Source organism: Chitinophaga sp., from assembly GCF_036569125.1.
Classification (GTDB): domain Bacteria; phylum Bacteroidota; class Bacteroidia; order Chitinophagales; family Chitinophagaceae; genus Chitinophaga.
Genome location: NZ_DATCRF010000296.1, coordinates 1 through 15,841, shown reverse-complemented (window position 1 = coordinate 15,841; position 15,841 = coordinate 1). Strand labels below are relative to the sequence as shown.

General features: G+C 47.4%; 18 protein-coding genes. 5 read left to right on the top strand and 13 right to left on the bottom strand.

What is annotated here, in order from left to right; all coding sequences use genetic code 11:
• Window positions 1-1,236, bottom strand: a 1,236-nt coding sequence (locus VIM87_RS10945; RefSeq protein ID WP_331997030.1) for a thiamine pyrophosphate-dependent dehydrogenase E1 component subunit alpha, incomplete at its 3' end; no start/stop codon positions are given.
• Between the two features lie 79 nt (window positions 1,237-1,315).
• Here VIM87_RS10945 and VIM87_RS10940 point away from each other — a divergent pair.
• Window positions 1,316-1,750 (top strand): MarR family winged helix-turn-helix transcriptional regulator, encoded by a 435-nt coding sequence (locus VIM87_RS10940; RefSeq protein ID WP_331997029.1) that lies wholly within the window; start codon window positions 1,316-1,318, stop codon window positions 1,748-1,750.
• A 100-nt stretch (window positions 1,751-1,850) separates the two neighbouring features.
• Here VIM87_RS10940 and VIM87_RS10935 read toward each other — a convergent pair whose 3' ends face one another.
• From VIM87_RS10935 to VIM87_RS10920, 4 genes are all read right to left on the bottom strand, one after another.
• Complete coding sequence (locus VIM87_RS10935; protein WP_089918243.1) at window positions 1,851-2,462, bottom strand: fumarylacetoacetate hydrolase family protein; 612 nt, start codon at window positions 2,460-2,462, stop codon at window positions 1,851-1,853.
• A gap of 46 nt (window positions 2,463-2,508) precedes the next feature.
• A complete protein-coding gene (pth, locus tag VIM87_RS10930) occupies window positions 2,509-3,090 on the bottom strand; it encodes an aminoacyl-tRNA hydrolase (RefSeq protein WP_331997028.1) in 582 nt (193 codons plus the stop codon).
• A gap of 159 nt (window positions 3,091-3,249) precedes the next feature.
• Window positions 3,250-3,840 (bottom strand): 50S ribosomal protein L25, encoded by a 591-nt coding sequence (locus VIM87_RS10925; protein WP_331997027.1) that lies wholly within the window; start codon window positions 3,838-3,840, stop codon window positions 3,250-3,252.
• 32 nt (window positions 3,841-3,872) lie between these two features.
• Entirely contained in the window at window positions 3,873-4,823 is a 951-nt protein-coding gene (locus VIM87_RS10920) for a ribose-phosphate pyrophosphokinase (protein ID WP_331997026.1), read from the bottom strand.
• A 205-nt stretch (window positions 4,824-5,028) separates the two neighbouring features.
• Between VIM87_RS10920 and radC the strand changes: the two genes are divergently transcribed.
• A complete protein-coding gene (gene radC, locus VIM87_RS10915; protein ID WP_331997025.1) occupies window positions 5,029-5,736 on the top strand; it encodes a RadC family protein in 708 nt (235 codons plus the stop codon).
• A 98-nt stretch (window positions 5,737-5,834) separates the two neighbouring features.
• Window positions 5,835-6,815, top strand: coding sequence for a Gfo/Idh/MocA family oxidoreductase (locus VIM87_RS10910; RefSeq protein ID WP_331997024.1), 981 nt, complete (start codon window positions 5,835-5,837; stop codon window positions 6,813-6,815).
• A 76-nt stretch (window positions 6,816-6,891) separates the two neighbouring features.
• Here VIM87_RS10910 and VIM87_RS10905 read toward each other — a convergent pair whose 3' ends face one another.
• The 4 genes from VIM87_RS10905 to VIM87_RS10890 all read right to left on the bottom strand — a co-directional run bounded on the left by VIM87_RS10905 (window position 6,892) and on the right by VIM87_RS10890 (window position 11,491).
• Window positions 6,892-7,566 carry a 2-C-methyl-D-erythritol 4-phosphate cytidylyltransferase gene (locus VIM87_RS10905; RefSeq protein WP_331997023.1) on the bottom strand — a complete coding sequence of 225 codons (675 nt, stop codon included), beginning with the start codon at window positions 7,564-7,566 and terminating at the stop codon, window positions 6,892-6,894.
• Window positions 7,567-7,666: 100 nt separating this feature from the next.
• Window positions 7,667-8,716 carry a tRNA preQ1(34) S-adenosylmethionine ribosyltransferase-isomerase QueA gene (gene queA / locus VIM87_RS10900; RefSeq protein WP_089918232.1) on the bottom strand — a complete coding sequence of 350 codons (1,050 nt, stop codon included), beginning with the start codon at window positions 8,714-8,716 and terminating at the stop codon, window positions 7,667-7,669.
• Window positions 8,717-8,806: 90 nt separating this feature from the next.
• A complete protein-coding gene (locus tag VIM87_RS10895) occupies window positions 8,807-10,552 on the bottom strand; it encodes an ABC transporter ATP-binding protein (protein WP_331997022.1) in 1,746 nt (581 codons plus the stop codon).
• Between the two features lie 168 nt (window positions 10,553-10,720).
• On the bottom strand, window positions 10,721-11,491 hold the full coding sequence (locus VIM87_RS10890; protein ID WP_331997021.1) for an AMP nucleosidase: 771 nt from the start codon (window positions 11,489-11,491) through the stop codon (window positions 10,721-10,723).
• A gap of 60 nt (window positions 11,492-11,551) precedes the next feature.
• On the opposite strand from VIM87_RS10890, the gene VIM87_RS10885 reads away from it, so the two are divergent.
• Entirely contained in the window at window positions 11,552-11,998 is a 447-nt protein-coding gene (locus VIM87_RS10885) for a type I restriction enzyme HsdR N-terminal domain-containing protein (RefSeq protein ID WP_331997020.1), read from the top strand.
• 145 nt (window positions 11,999-12,143) lie between these two features.
• On the opposite strand, the gene VIM87_RS10880 is transcribed toward VIM87_RS10885, so the two are convergent.
• From VIM87_RS10880 to VIM87_RS10865, 4 genes are all read right to left on the bottom strand, one after another.
• Entirely contained in the window at window positions 12,144-13,562 is a 1,419-nt protein-coding gene (locus VIM87_RS10880; RefSeq protein ID WP_331997019.1) for a Glu/Leu/Phe/Val dehydrogenase, read from the bottom strand.
• Window positions 13,563-13,592: 30 nt separating this feature from the next.
• Entirely contained in the window at window positions 13,593-13,835 is a 243-nt protein-coding gene (locus tag VIM87_RS10875) for a CcmD family protein (RefSeq protein WP_089918224.1), read from the bottom strand.
• Window positions 13,832-14,494 (bottom strand): cytochrome c biogenesis protein, encoded by a 663-nt coding sequence (locus tag VIM87_RS10870; RefSeq protein WP_331997018.1) that lies wholly within the window; start codon window positions 14,492-14,494, stop codon window positions 13,832-13,834. Before VIM87_RS10870 ends, VIM87_RS10875 begins: the two co-directional genes overlap by 4 nt.
• Before the next feature lie 85 nt (window positions 14,495-14,579).
• Window positions 14,580-15,239 (bottom strand): heme exporter protein CcmB, encoded by a 660-nt coding sequence (locus tag VIM87_RS10865; RefSeq protein ID WP_331997017.1) that lies wholly within the window; start codon window positions 15,237-15,239, stop codon window positions 14,580-14,582.
• Between the two features lie 114 nt (window positions 15,240-15,353).
• On the opposite strand from VIM87_RS10865, the gene VIM87_RS10860 reads away from it, so the two are divergent.
• Window positions 15,354-15,841 (top strand): biotin carboxylase N-terminal domain-containing protein (locus VIM87_RS10860; protein ID WP_331997016.1); only part of this gene is annotated, 488 nt, incomplete at its 3' end.

Here is a 15,841-nt window from a genome sequence, read left to right as displayed (position 1 = left end):
AGCCGCTTCACGGAACACGCCTCCCAGGCGGCGTCCAACATCCTGCCCGTAAAAAATAGCTTCGGGGTATTGCTGTAATATTTCTTCTATTGCATGCAGGGCGGCATCTACCATCACCACCTTACTGCCACCGGTTGGGGTACGTGTACCCGTTTCCGTTGTTACGGCAGCAGGTGCAAACACATGCTCCTGCACGGTTTGCGAATCCGGTGCTGCAGCTTCCACGGCTATTTCAAAAGCAGCGGCAATAGTATGTGCTGTTTCATCGTCAATGGCAGCCAGCGTGGTTTCTTTAATACCTTTTTCCAGCAGCAGCTGCCGCAGCCGGGGCAGGGGATCACGGCGGCCATGGGCAGCCAGGTCCTCTGCTGATCTGTACCATTCTTTACGTACACCGGAGGTATGGTGCCCCAGCAAAGGTACACTGGCCTGTACCAGTATGGGTTTTCTTTCTGTGCGTACATAATGAATGGCGGCCTCCATACCCTGGTAACTTTTTTCAAAATCGCTGCCATCTATACGCATGCGCTCCAGCCCTTTAAAGCCGGCAGCATATTCATATGCATCCATTACGCGGGTTTCCGCTGCAGTGGCAGAAATGCCCCATTCGTTATCCTGTACCAGGTAAATAATGGGCAGCTGCCATAATACAGCGCATTGCCAGGCTTCGCTAACCTCTCCTTCCGTTACGCTGCCATCGCCTAAAGAGCATAATACAACGGGCAGCTCCCCATCCGGGCCTTTACGTAATTTAACGGAGTTTGTTCTTTCCAGGTAGCTAATGCCCTGGGCCATACCGGTGGCTGGTATTACCTGCATACCGGTGGCGCTGCTCTGGTGGGGGATCAGCGGCCGGTCATCCCGCCGGCTGCTGGGATGGCAGTAATAAGAGCGGCCGGCAGAAAAAGGATCATCTGCTTTTGCCAGCAATTGCATCATAAGCTCCTCAGGAGAAAAATCCATCGCCAGCAGCAGGCTATCGTCACGGTAATAAGGGCTGGCATAGTCCCATGGCTTCAATTGCAGGCCGGTGGCTATTTGTATGGCTTCATGACCGCTGGAGGTGGAGTGTACATACTTGCAGGTAGAGCGGTTAGCTTCATAAGTGGCGGCCATGTGGCGGGCCAGGCGCATAAGCCGGTAGGCCTTCAATAATAAAGCTTCCCGGTTGCCGGAGCGCTCCTGCCCATTGGCAGGGGTTTTTAAAGTTGGAACGCTTGTATTATCTTTAAACATGTAAAATTGTTTTGGTGTAAGCTATTCCCTGGAAAATAATAGTTGCTATAACAACTATTGCTATTGCAAATTACTGAATATGCCCGATACTTACGTCAGTAATCCATCTTTTTTTAAGCTGGATGCTACTTTAAAAAAGATCCGCAACTATTGGCAAAAGAGCTTTGATGCCCAGCAAAAAGATTTGACTGTGGACCAATGGTTATTGCTGGAAAACCTGTACAAGCATAAAAAGATCACCCATAACGAGCTGGCCCGTTTAACCTCAAAGGATATTACAACGGTATCGCGTATAATAGAGCTGATGGTAAAAAAGGACCTGGTGCTGCGGGAAGGCGCCACCAGTGACCGGCGCAAGGTGTTTTTACAGCTTACCCCTGCCGGTATTGAAAAGTATAAGGATGTGCGTCCCCTGGTGCTGGAAATGCGTAAAACGGGGTGGAAGGATCTGACTGAAAAGGACTTTATGGAATTAACCAGGATACTGGATGTTATTTACAGTAATATTCCCTGACGATGTGTGCATGTGCAGATATGCAGATGTGCAAATGAGTGAAAGCTTTGCTGTATTCCATTTGCACATCTGCCTATTTGCATATCGGTAAATTGGACCATTATTTTACCATAAACTCCAGCAGGCTGTCGTTCTCAATAAAGGCTTCCAGGTTATCCCCGATCTCTACCGGCCCTACTCCTACCGGTGTGCCGGTAAAGATGAGATCCCCGATGTTGAGGGTAAAGAATTTTGAAATGTAGGCTAACAGAAAATCAAATGTAAAGATCAGGTGCTTGGTGTTACCCTGCTGCACGATCTCTTTGTTCTTGTACAGGCAAAAATTAATATCCTTTTTATCTGTTTCCGGAGTAAGGGGGATGAACTTCCCTACTACCGCTGAGTTATCAAATGATTTGGCGATCTCCCAGGGCAGGCCTTTTGTTTTCTGCTTGTCCTGCAGGTCGCGGGCGGTAAAGTCAATACCTACGGATATTTCATTATAATATTTATCGGCAAATTTTTCCTGTATGTGCTTACCGTTCTTGCATACACGCAGCACCAGCTCACATTCGTAGTGGAGATTATCCGTAAAATCAGGATAATAAAAAGGGTGGTTATTCTGTAACAATGCGTTTTTGGGCTTCATAAACAACACCGGCTCTGTTGGCACCTCATTATTGAGTTCTTTGGCGTGTTCAGCATAGTTTCGTCCAACGCAAATAATCTTCATAATGCGTATTTTTAAAGGTTAAATAATATGGCCCCTGCTGCCGTTACTACCCGGCAGAAGGGAAAGTCAGATTATTATAAGTATTCATAGTTCGTTCAATGCCAATGGCAGCAAAGCTTTCAATGATCTCTACTGATTTTTCGATCTTCTGCTGCACCAGCGGCTCCTCTTTCGGCTCCCATCTGCCCAGCACATAATCCACCTGCTGGCCTTTCGGAAAATTATTGCCGATGCCAAAACGCAGGCGTGGATATTGATTGGTTCCCAACAGCTCCTGGATGCTCTTTAATCCGTTGTGCCCCGCATCACTACCACCGGGGCGCAGGCGCAATACTTCTAATGGCAGGGCCAGCTCATCCATGATCACCAATAAATTCCCTAGCGGGATCTTTTCCTTATCGATCCAGTATTTCACGGCTTTACCACTCAGGTTCATAAAAGTGGTGGGCTTTATGACCACAAAGGTTTTGCCCTTCCACTTACATTCCGCCACATCCGCCAAACGGCCACTGGCAAATACGCCGCCATGTTTAGCCACAAAAGCGTTTACAACGTCAAAGCCTATATTATGGCGGGTGTGATCGTATTTATCACCTATGTTGCCTAAACCGGCTATTAAGTATTTCATTTAATATACCCGGATATTCCGGCTGTTTAAATTACAATCAAAAATAGAAATTTAATCTGCATACATCCTATTAACATCCTATTCATCAGGAATGAAAAAAAAGCCCCGGTCTCCGTTGTACCGGGACCGGGGCTTTTGCGGAAATATCTGCAAAAGAAATTATTTCTTCTTAGCGTCTTTTTCAGCGGCAGCTTCGTCCTGACGTAACTGACGGGTCATTACTACAGAAGCGATGGGAATACGGGGAGAGTTCAGGATCTCCAGGTTTTCGTCCTTTACATCTTCTACGCGGATGTTAGCATTCAGATCCAGGTTGTCGATGTTCACTTCAATGTTCTCGCGCAGGTGTTTAGGCAGGGCCTTTACTTTCAGCGCTTTCATTTTTACTACCAGTTTACCGCCGGCTTTTACCCCTACAGACTGGCCTACCATTTTCAAAGGCAGGGTAGCTACTACTTTCTTGTCTTCTACCAGTTCCAGGAAATCTACGTGAGAAAGCTGGTCTGTTACTACATCAAACTGTTTGTCTTTCAGGATGCATTTGTAAGTTTTGCCATTCACGTTAATCTGGGCCAGCTGGAAGTCAGGTGTATACACCAGGTCTTTAAAAGCCTTTGCCGGAGCGGAAAAGCTCACGGTATCAGCACCCCCGTAAATAACGCAAGGCACTTGCTCCTCAGAACGAAGTTGGCGGGTGGCTTTTTTGCCTAAGTCGCTCCTGAGTTGTCCTTCGATGGTTATTGTTTTCATTTGTTAAACATTTATATAAATTAATAAAACGCTTACATTCCTCTCCGCTGGCTATGTACAAACAGGCTGGTAATAGACTTGTTCTCGTACATATTGCGGATGGCCACTGCAAAAAGCTCTGCTACACTGATCACCTTGATCTTTGAACTTTCCTGTTTCAAAGGCATGGTATCGCATTCCACCAGCTCTTTTAATACAGAATTTTCAATATTCTCATACGCCTTGCCGCTTAACACCGGGTGTGTACAGAAGGCCCGCACGCTTTTAGCACCTTTTTCTATCAGCAGGTTAGCCGCTTTGGTAAGGGTGCCTGCTGTGTCAATAATATCATCTATCAGCACAATGTCCTTATCTACCACATCCCCTATCACCACCATAGATGCTATTTCATTTGCCCGTTTACGGTGTTTGTCGCAAATCACCATTTCTGCATTGAAATACGACGCTACTTCCCTTACCCGGTTGGTGCTTCCCACGTCAGGGGACGCAAAGGTAAGGTTTTCCAGCCTCAAATTTTCAATATAGGGGATGAAAATTGCGGAGCTATCCAAGTGATCCACGGGGATATCAAAGAAGCCCTGGATCTGGGGAGCATGTAAATCCATGGTTATCACCCTGTTAGCGCCTGCTGAAGTAAGCAGGTTGGCTACCAGCTTGGAGGCAATGGCCACCCTGGGTTTGTCCTTCCTGTCCTGCCGTGCAAAGCCAAAGTAGGGAATTACAGCCGTAATGTACCCTGCAGAGGCCCTTTTAGCAGCATCTATCATCAGCAGCAGCTCCATCAGGTTATCTGCAGGAGCATTGGTGCTTTGGATCAGGAAAACATAGTCACCGCGGATACTTTCCATGTACACCGGCTGGAACTCGCCATCGCTGAACTTCTGGATCTGCAGCTTACCTATACCATTGCCATAACGTTTGGCAATTTTCTCGGCTAGTGCGGGGTTGCTGTTGCCCGTAAAGATTTTTACTGTTGGTTGCATGATTGTGGTGGAAAAGAGGTTGCAAAACTATAACTTTTGAAGGGATCTGCCCCATTTTTTTTGCCGGGCCGGGCCATCCCAAGCACTTTTGCGCTTGCTGCTTTAAGTAAATCCAGCAATACCAGGGCTTTCAGGGCATTAATTTGGGAGGGGGGATTGTGGAATAAAATATTTTTTTTCCGGAAAGGGAAGAGTATATTTGTGTATGTATGTGAATGTTAACCCGTTGTACGTCTCCATCAGAGATTGGGCCCCCGACAATCAACCCAGAGAAAAGTTAATCAAAAGAGGCACCGGTGCATTAAGCGATGCCGAGTTACTGGCTATTTTGCTCAATAACGGGCACAAACAAAAATCGGCTATAGCACTGGCGCAGGAAGTATTACAGGCAGCCCGTAATAATCTTAACGAGCTGGGGCGGTTAAATATACGGCAGCTTAAGAAGCTGAAAGGTATCGGGAATGCCAAAGCTGTTACCATTATAGCAGCTATGGAGCTAAGCCGGCGCAGGCAGGCCGGTTCCATTTTAGAGAAAAAAGTAATATGCCGGGGCGCAGATGCGGCGCTATTCTTTAAACCGCTTTTAAGCGACTATGATCATGAAGCTTTTTATGTGGTATACCTGAACCATAACTGCCGGGTGTTACATTACCGCTGTATTAGCAATGGCGGCATGTGCAGCACCATTGTAGATCCCAAACTGATCTTTAAAGAGGCACTGGAGCTAAGCGCTTCCCGCCTGCTTTTATGCCACAACCACCCCTCCGGCAACCTCTCTCCCAGCTTTGCAGATATAGGGCTTACCCGCAAGCTTAAAGAAGCCGGTAAGCTATTTGACATTGAGGTTATGGACCACATCATTGTTTCGGAAGCCGGTTATTACAGTATGGTAGAAGAAGGTACTATGGTATAAAGCACTTTTTACATAGTTAAACTTTTGGATATAATAATTCCCTTTTTCCTTACATTCGCAGATATTTCATTCTAACCCGTATTTCATTCTTATCTGGTATGTTGAAAATTGGAATTTTTGGTGTTGGACATTTAGGGAAGATCCATCTTTCCCAGCTGGTAACTATGAAGGATGTGGAAGTAGTAGGGTTTTATGATCCCAGCAATGCCAATGCAGCCAGTGTAGCAGAGCTATACCAGATCCCCCGGTTCACCATTGCTGAAGAACTGATACAGTTAGTAGACGCCATTGATATAGTAGCCCCCACTACCCTTCACTTTAAGCTCTGCGAAATAGCCCTGCGCAACGGCAAGCACATTTTTGTAGAGAAACCCATGACCAATACTATGGATGAAGCCAAAACACTGGTAAAGCTGGTGGAAGAGGCGAATGTAAAATTCCAGGTGGGGCATGTGGAGCGTTTTAACCCGGCCTTTCTGGCGCTGAAGAGCTATAATCTGAAGCCCATGTTCATAGAGGTGCACCGCCTGGCTGAGTTTAACCCGCGGGGTACAGATGTAAGCGTGATACTGGATCTGATGATCCACGATATAGATATTGTGCTCAGCATTGTGCAATCCACCATCAGCCGCATTTCGGCCAGTGGCGTAGCCGTGATGAGCGATACACCGGACATTGCCAATGTACGCATTGAGTTCCATAACGGCTGTGTAGCCAACCTTACCAGCAGCCGCATTTCCCTGAAAAAGATGCGCAAAATGCGCCTGTTCCAGAAGGATGCCTACATTGGAATAGATTTCCTGGATAAAAAAACAGAGATCATTAAGCTGAAAACCCCGGAAGATGAAGGGTTATTTACACTGGACATTGAAACCAACTCCGGTAAAAAGACCATTGCTATTGATAACCCGGAAGTAAAACAGTCGAACGCTATTCGCATGGAGCTGGAGCTGTTCCGCGACAGCATTCTGCAAAACAAACCGGTAGCCGTAAATGTAATTGACGGCCTGCAGGCCCTGGATGTGGCTCACCAGATATTGCAGAAGATCAGTAAGAACCAGTCTGCTCCCAGCAACTGATCTTAGCTCTTAGGTTTTAGCTCTTAGATTTTAGATTTGGGGGGAAATTATTAGCCTGAAATTTTGTAATTCGCGATTATTGCTTCAACAGCGCCTCTGCAATCACCAGGTCCAGCGGACGGGTAATTTTTATATTCCGCTCTTCTCCGGGCACCAGGTGTATAGGGTGTCCCATCCTTTCCACTACGGTAGCTTCATCTGTAAACAATGGATCATAAGGCAGGGCAAAAGCCGGCAGCAGCTGTTCTGATAAAAAGGTTTGGGGGGTTTGTATGATCTTGAACTGCTCCCGGTTCACGGCCCTGTTGCCGGCTGCATTTGTTTCCCGCACACTGTCTTTCATGTCTATTACCGGTATGGCATTGCCATGCAGCAAGGTTTGTTCATAACAGTGATGTACCAACGCTGTTGTTAATAAAGGGCGCACCCCATCATGCACAAATACCACTGCATTATCCGGCACCTGTTGTAAACCATTCTGCACGGAGTGGAAACGGGTTTCCCCGCCTTTTACCAGCGTAACCGGTGGCGGAGCAGTAAAGCTGTTCAATACCTGTTGGGCGGGTGCAAAATGCGCTTCCGGCACTACCAGCACCACCTGCATATCTGCATAGGCGTTAATGAAAGCAGCTATGGTATGGTATAACACCGGCTTGCCTGCCAGCTCCAGGAACTGTTTGGGAACAGCAGCCCCCATGCGGGTACCGGAGCCGCCTGCTACTATAATGGCAATTTTTTTGCGCTGCTGCATAGTGCTAAAACAGGTATGAATGTAAAAAATTACACGAATCCGCGGAGGTAAAACCTGCACAAATTCGTGTAATCATCTTTACAACTAAATATTCAACTGCTTACAGGATCAGCATAGCATCGCCATAGCTGAAGAAGCGGTATTTCTCTTTAATGGCCTGCTGGTAAGCTTCCATGATCAGGTCGTAACCGGCAAAGGCGCACACCATGATCAACAGGCTGGTTTTAGGCAGGTGGAAGTTGGTCACCAGCGCATTGGGAATAGAAAAATCGTAGGGCGGGTGAATGAAGGTGTTGGTCCAGCCTTCAGCTGCCTTTAAGTGATTTTGCGCGGTTACAGAAGATTCTACAGCCCTTACGGTAGTGGTACCAATGGCGCAGATCTTACGGTTTTCGTCCTTGGCCTTGTTCACGATCTTTACGGCGTATTCCTCGATATGGAAATACTCTGCATCCATTTTATGTTTGCTGAGGTCTTCCACTTCAATGGGCCGGAAAGTACCTAAACCGGTGTGCAGCGTTACTTCTGCAAACTTTACCCCTTTAATTTCCAGACGTTTGATCAGCTCGCGGCTAAAGTGCAAACCTGCGGTGGGAGCGGCTACAGCACCTTCGTATTTTGCATATACGGTCTGGTAACGCTCTTTGTCCTCATCTTCAGGCTTACGTTTGATGTATTTAGGCAGGGGCGTTTCACCCAGGGTGTCCAGCACTGCCTTAAACTCATCATCATTGCCTTCAAATAAGAAGCGGATGGTACGGCCCCTGGAAGTAGTGTTATCAATAACTTCTGCTACCAGTGATTCATCGTCTCCAAAATACAGCTTGTTACCTACACGTATTTTACGGGCAGGGTCTACGATCACATCCCACAGACGGTTCTGCTTGTTCAGCTCACGTAACAGGAATACTTCTATTTTGGCGCCGGTTTTTTCTTTACGGCCATACAAACGTGCAGGGAATACCTTGGTGTTGTTCACCACCATTACATCCTTATCGTTGAAATAACCGATAATGTCCCTGAAAACTTTGTGCTCAATTTTCCCGGTGGCACGGTTAACCACCATTAAACGGGATTCATCTCTTGATTTGGAAGGGTGCTGCGCGATCAGATTTAAAGGAAGATCGAACTTGAATTGCGATAATTTCATATTACGGTATGAATGAATTTAAAGGTTGCAAAGGTATTAATAAGTGTCAAGGATACCAAAAAAACATTCTCAAAATTGTAAAACAACTATTTATGCATAAATGTTTTTAGGAATGGCGGCAATCAGCTGTTTTGTATAGGCACTTTCCGGATGATCATACACCTGCCCTGCCGGACCGCTTTCCACAATTTTACCCTTGTTCATCACCATCATCCGGTCACTCATAAACCGTACCACGGATAGGTCGTGGGAGATGAAGATATATGTAAAACCATATTCTTCCCGCAGGCTGATCAGCAAATTCAGCACCTGGGCCTGGATGCTTACATCCAGGGCGGCTACCGATTCATCGCAGATAATAAAGGATGGGTGCAGGGCCAGGGCCCGGGCAATGACCACGCGCTGGCGCTGCCCGCCGGAAAACTCATGCGGGTAACGGTAAAAATGTTCGGGGCGCAGGTTCACCTTTTCCAGCAATTCCAGCACTTTTTGCTTACGGCCCTGCTCCTGCCCGTATAATCCATGCACCAGCATTGGCTCCATAATGGCCTGCCCAATGGTGAGGCGTGGGTTCAGGGAGGAGTATGGATCCTGGAAAATGATCTGCATATCCTTACGGAGATCGCGCATGTCTGCGGCTGATAAGGTGGTAAGCTCTTTTCCTTTGTAAAGAATACTGCCGCCGGTCGGTTCTGCCAGGCGAAGCAAGGTTCTGCCCAGGGTAGTTTTACCACAGCCGGATTCCCCAACCAGTCCCATTGTTTCGCCCTGCCGCACAGTGAAGCTTACATCGTCCACCGCTTTTACCCAGCCCTTTACTTTGCCGAAAAGGCTGCGTTGGGCCGGGAACCAGGTTTGCAGGTTAGTTACCTCTAAAAAGGGCGGGCTTTGCTGCAGCTGCTGCTCCCGTGCCATAAGCCGGGACTGCGGTATTTCCAGGTTATGTACAAGCTCCTTTACGGCGTAGTTCTTTTCATGGATGTTCCCTGTTGCATCTACCTCCATAAAATCGGCCGTAACGGGCAGCCGGTACAATTGTTTATCTAACGGCGGGCGGCATGCCAGCAAACCTTTGGTATAAGGGTGCTGCGGGTTACGGAAAATGTCCTGCACCGGGCCTTGCTCTACAATACGGCCTTTATACATTACCACCACCTCGTTGGCTATTTCGGCAATCACGCCCAGATCATGGGTAATGAATACGATGCTCATACCTGTTTGCTGCTGCAGCTCTTTCAACAGCTCCAGGATGGCTTTTTGCACGGTTACATCTAATGCGGTGGTAGGCTCATCTGCAATCAGGAGCCGGGGCTGGCAGCTGATGGCCATTGCTATCATCACCCGCTGCTTTTGCCCGCCGGACAATTCATGCGGGTAGCGGTGCAGGAGCTGCTCCGGGTTGGGGAGCTTTACCTGGTGAAATAAAGCAATGGTTTGCTGTTCGGCCTCTTTATAAGATATTTTTTTATGCAGGCGGATGGCTTCTGAAACCTGGGCGCCGCAGGTGTGCAGCGGGTTCAGGGAGGTCATAGGCTCCTGGAAGATCATGGCTATTTCATTACCACGCCGGGTACGCATGTCTGCCGGGGAAAGTTGTAATAAGTTTACAGGGGCTTGCGCTGGTGCATGGTAAAGGATACTGCCCGCTGTTATTTTGCCGGGTGATTGTACCAGGCGCATCAGGGATAAAGCTGTTACCGATTTTCCGGAACCAGATTCACCCACGATGCCTAAGATACCGCCCCGGGGGATGTCCAGGGAGATGTTGTTCACTGCCTTTACAGCTTCCTGCTCTACTGCAAATGTTACGGTGAGGTTCTGAATAGACACCAGCATGCAGTAATATACGATTTTAGATTTTAGATTTACGATTTAGGAAGGTTTACATTGCTGTTGTGGCTACGTCCCTAAATACTACTGCGTTTGTTCCTATTCCTTAGTTTAGGATCACACACCCTCACACCCGAACTACTTCCCAAAAATCTAAAATCGTAAATCGTAAACCTAAAATCGTAGGTGCTTCACCGTTTGGTGGCTGTTGATCAGGTTCTTCAGGGAATCTACACCTATTTTCAAATGGCGCTCTACAAAGTTGGTAGTTACTTTCTTATCACTTTCCTCTGTTTTTACGCCTTCGGGCACCATGGGCTGATCGCTTACCAGCAGTAAGGCACCGGTAGGTATTTTGTTGAAAAAGCCTACGGAGAAAATAGTGGCTGTTTCCATGTCCACTGCCATGGCGCGGATACGTTCCAGGTAATGTTTAAATTCCAGGTCGTGCTCCCATACCCGGCGGTTCGTGCTGTAGCAGGTACCGGTCCAGTAGTCGCAGCCATATTCCCGGATACTGGTGGAGATAGCCTTTTGCAGCGCAAAAGCCGGCAGGGCGGGCACTTCCGGCGGAAAGTAATCGTTGGAGGTACCTTCGCCCCGTATTGCTGCAATGGGGAGGATGAGGTCACCAATATTATTCTTCTTCTTTAAACCTCCGCATTTACCCAGGAACAGTACTGCTTTGGGGCTGATGGCGCTTAGCAGATCCATGATGGTAGCGGCGCCGGGGCTGCCCATTCCAAAGTTGATGATAGTAATATCATCTGCAGTGGCGCATTGCATAGGGCGGCCCTGACCAATAATGGTAGCATCGTTCCATTCTGCAAAAAGTGTTAAGTAATTACTGAAGTTCGTGAGGAGGATGTGGGAGCCGAAATTTTCCAGCTTTTCTCCGGTGTAGCGGGGGAGCCAATTAGCTACAATGTCTTCTTTTGTCTTCATAGCCTTTTGACACGCAAATGTACACCTTTTTGGCCGTATTTTTTATGTTAGTTTTGTGTTATGATCGCCATTGAGTTTCCTGCGCCCGATTTTAAGCTGGTACGTGAAGGCAACAAAGAGCTGATATTTGACACGTACCGCAAAAAATATGTAAGCCTTACGCCGGAAGAATGGGTGAGGCAAAATTTTCTGAACTACCTCGTAAAAAGCCTGCAATACCCGGGTAAGCTCATTGGTATTGAAAAAGAGATCTACTTAGGCGAGCTGAAAAAACGCTGTGATATTGTAGTGTACAACCGTGCCATGCAGCCCTGGATGATCGTGGAGTGTAAGGAAATGAACGTGCCTTTAAGCCTGGCAACGGTAGAGCAGATTGCCCGTTACCATATGGTGCTGCAAGCGGTTTACCTGGTGATCACCAACGGCGTGCATACTTATTGTTGCTTATACCAGCCGGACCAGGGGAAGTGGGTGTTTCTGGGGGAGATCCCCGCCTACGGCATTTAATTACGAATTAGTTAATTACGAATTGAGTACTGCATAAACAAAAGTCCTGCATTTAAATGCAGGACTTTTGTTTATAAATAAATCAGTTTGCTGATTATGTATTGAACTTCGGTTACGAACTACTCAATTCGTAATTAACTAATTCTTACGGGAATATGCCCAGCTGCTCGTATGCTGCGCCTACTTTATCAATAGCACAAACATAAGCGGCGGTACGCATATCATGGATCTTGCTGTTAGTGACCATTATTTCGCGCACTTCATGCAAAGCGGTGTGCATGGTTTCTTCCAGGCCGGAATATACCAAGTCCACCTCATCGGCGCCATGGGCAATGAACTTCCTTTCTTTTTCAGAAACTTTTTTACCGGTCAGGTCTTCAATGGTGCTCAGGATGTGAATGTTCATATTCTCATCAAAGCGTTTGCCCAAACGGCCATAACGTACGTGGCTCAGGTTCTTTAACCATTCAAAGTAAGAAACCGTTACCCCACCGGCGTTCAGGAACATATCCGGTACTACAATAACGCCTTTTTTATTCAGGATGGCATCTGCTTCCGGCGTTAACGGACCATTTGCTGCTTCCCCAATGATCTTAGCTTTGATGTTGGGTGCATTGTCTTTATGGATCACGTTCTCCAGCGCAGCCGGTATCAGGATATCGCAATCCATTTCCAGGCCGTCGGTATTTTTCTTTAAGGTGGTAGCGCCGGGGAAGTTCACGATAGAGCCGGTTTCGTTGCGGTGTTTCAGCACAGCATCGGGGTCCATACCCTTTTCATTATAAATGGCGCCATCCCACTCGATCAGGCATACTACAATAGCGCCTGCTTCGTGGAAATATTTAGCGGCGTGGTACCCCACATTACCCATACCCTGTACAATTACCCGCTTACCTTCCAGGCCGGGTTCCAGGCCCAGCTTCTGCATATCTTCCTTAATATTACACAGCTCGCGCAAGCCATAGAATACACCCATGCCGGTAGCTTCCTTACGGCCGCGTACCCCGCCCTGTGACACCGGTTTACCGGTTACACAACCGTAACCGTCAATTTCACCGGGACGTAAGCTCATGTAAGTATCCAGGATCCAGCTCATTTCACGTTCGCCGGTACCGTAGTCAGGCGCCGGCACATCCACACCAGGGCCAATGAAGTTCTTCTTCACCAGCTCCGCAGTGTAACGGCGGGTAATATTTTCCAGCTGAAAAGGGCTGTAATTGCGGGGATTGATCTTAATGCCCCCTTTGGCGCCGCCAAAAGGCACATTCACAATAGCGCATTTGTAGGTCATCAGCGCGGCCAGGGCCATTACTTCGTCCTGGTTCACTTCCTCACTGAAACGGATACCACCTTTACAGGGCAGCTTGTGATGTGAGTGCTGCACACGGTAGGCTTCTATTACTTCAATGGTATCTCCTACCCTCACCGGGAATTTAATACGGTATACTGCGTTGCAGGCTTTGATCTGCTCCAGGATCCCTTTTTCCCATTTGGTGAATTGCGCAGCTTTATCAAAGCTTCGTTCTACGCTTTCAAAGAAATTATAATGCTGATCTTGCGACATAAAAAATTGTTTTGGAAAGTATTGCTTTGGTTATGATTTAGACTGTTGTTGGTGTTCCAGCTTAGTGATCTTCCGATCCAGCCGTATGAGGTATAAAATAATCCCGATAAAAATAATCACCAGCACTACAACCACTACGTAAATTTTGCCATTGCTGCGCAGCATTTCATTCACAGGGCCGGTTTCGGTATTCTGCTGTTGTGCCTGTGCTAACAGGGAGGTAAACAGTAAGACCAGGGTAGAAAAAAAGTAAGATGCTCTTCTGTTGATCATTTAAAAATATTTTTTAGCTCTAGTCTTTTATAACGTGCCAGCAGGGTGTAGATCCATACGCTTAACAGGGTCCAGCCAATGAAGGCAGGGTAAAATACCATCATTAATGTGCCATCTGTATCCTTTGACTTAAACCCCGGGCTGCTGGCGCTGCCGGGATGCAGTGAATCCACCATGCGGGGAATGATATAGGTCAAGGGTATTAAGAGCGCAAAAGCAAAAATATTATAAATAGCAGATACCCGCGCCCGCTTGTCAATATCTGTAAAGGACATGCGCAGCACCAGGTAAGCCAGGTAAATGAGCAATGCCACCGCGGTTGCGATCTGTTTGGGATCATTGGTAAGGGTGCTGCCCCAGGTGTAGGTGGCCCATAATGAGCCGGTTACAAAGCCCATGAGCCCAAATAATACGCCTACATTGGCGGCACAACTGGCCAGTATATCTTTTTTAAGATCGTATTTGGTGAGATAAAGGATCGAGTTGGCTACGGAGATGGTGAACAAGGTGTACATGCACACCCACATAGGTACGTGAAAGAAGAGATTGCGCGTGGATTGCTGGTTATTTTCTATCACCGGCACCTTTACCAGGAACCCGGCTATGATCGTATACAGCAGCAATAGTACCGCCAGCGCCTTCCACCAATGTTTTGCCATTTTTTTGTCAGCTATATTGGGGGCAAACCTACAGGTTTTATCACTAATCACAAAATTGGAGAGGGAGTTGGTATGAACCGGGTTGTTAATCTTTCCATAAAAAAGGGAACAGGATCATGGCCAGGCCAATGATCAGCACATCCATACCTATGAGCAGCAGGAACATATTGAGCAACCCGGGCTGGTATACCGGCACAAAGGCAGAGCGGGCAATATTGGCCAGCATCATCAGTAAAGGCATCATGATGGGGAAACCCATAATGGCCATGAGCGCTGCATTCTGGTTAGCCTGGGCTGCAATGGCCGCCAGCATGGTGAACAACAGCGACAGGCTAATGCCGCCCAGCATAACCACGCCTATGAAATACCATACATTAATAATGGGGTTGCCTAAAAACACAATGCAGCTTACCAGGGCTATAATGCTCATAATGGCCATCAGCAGCATATTATACAGCAGCTTGGCGGCTATAAAGTAACGCGGATGCACTACAGAATAAAAGTACAGCAGCCTGCCGCGGCTTTCCTGCATAAAACTTTTGGCGATAGCATTTACAGATACAAACAGCTGCACCACCCAGAACTGTGCATTCCAGATCTGCTCTTCGGGTTTACCCATCATCATATTGATCACAAACACGGTGGATATAATATATAATAATATGCCGTAGAATGCATATTTCTGGCGCAGTTCCAGCACCAGGTCTTTTTTAACCAGGGTAAGTGTTTGATGAAGGGCAGGCATATGGAGGGCAAAGATAAGATATTAGCTGTTAGCTGTTGGCTTTTAGCTAAGGTCTAATAGCTAACAGCTAAAAGCTAATAAGTATTATATTCGCTCCTTAACAATCACAACTGCATGCAAAAGATACTGGTCGCTAACCGGGGAGAAATAGCTTTACGGGTAATGCGTTCTGCAAGGGAAATGGGCATACAAACCGTGGCGGTATATTCAGAAGCAGATCGTACCATGCCATTTGTACAATATGCTGATGAAGCTGTGTGTATTGGCCCGGCGCCCTCCAACCAGTCTTATTTACTGGGTGAGAAGATCATAGCGGCGGCAAAGCAAACCGGTGCGGATGCCATACATCCCGGTTACGGCTTTTTGAGTGAGAATGCACGTTTTGCCCAGCTGGTGGCGGATGCGGGCCTTACCTTTATAGGTCCCAGCGCGCAGTCCATTGAAACAATGGGCAGCAAGCTGGCCGCAAAACAGGCGGCGCAAAAATTCGGCGTGCCCATGGTACCTGGCACGGAAACGCCGCTACGCAGCCTGGAAGAAGCGCAGGAAGTAGTAAAGAAAACCGGGTTCCCCATCCTCATTAAAACCTCTGCAGGCGGTGG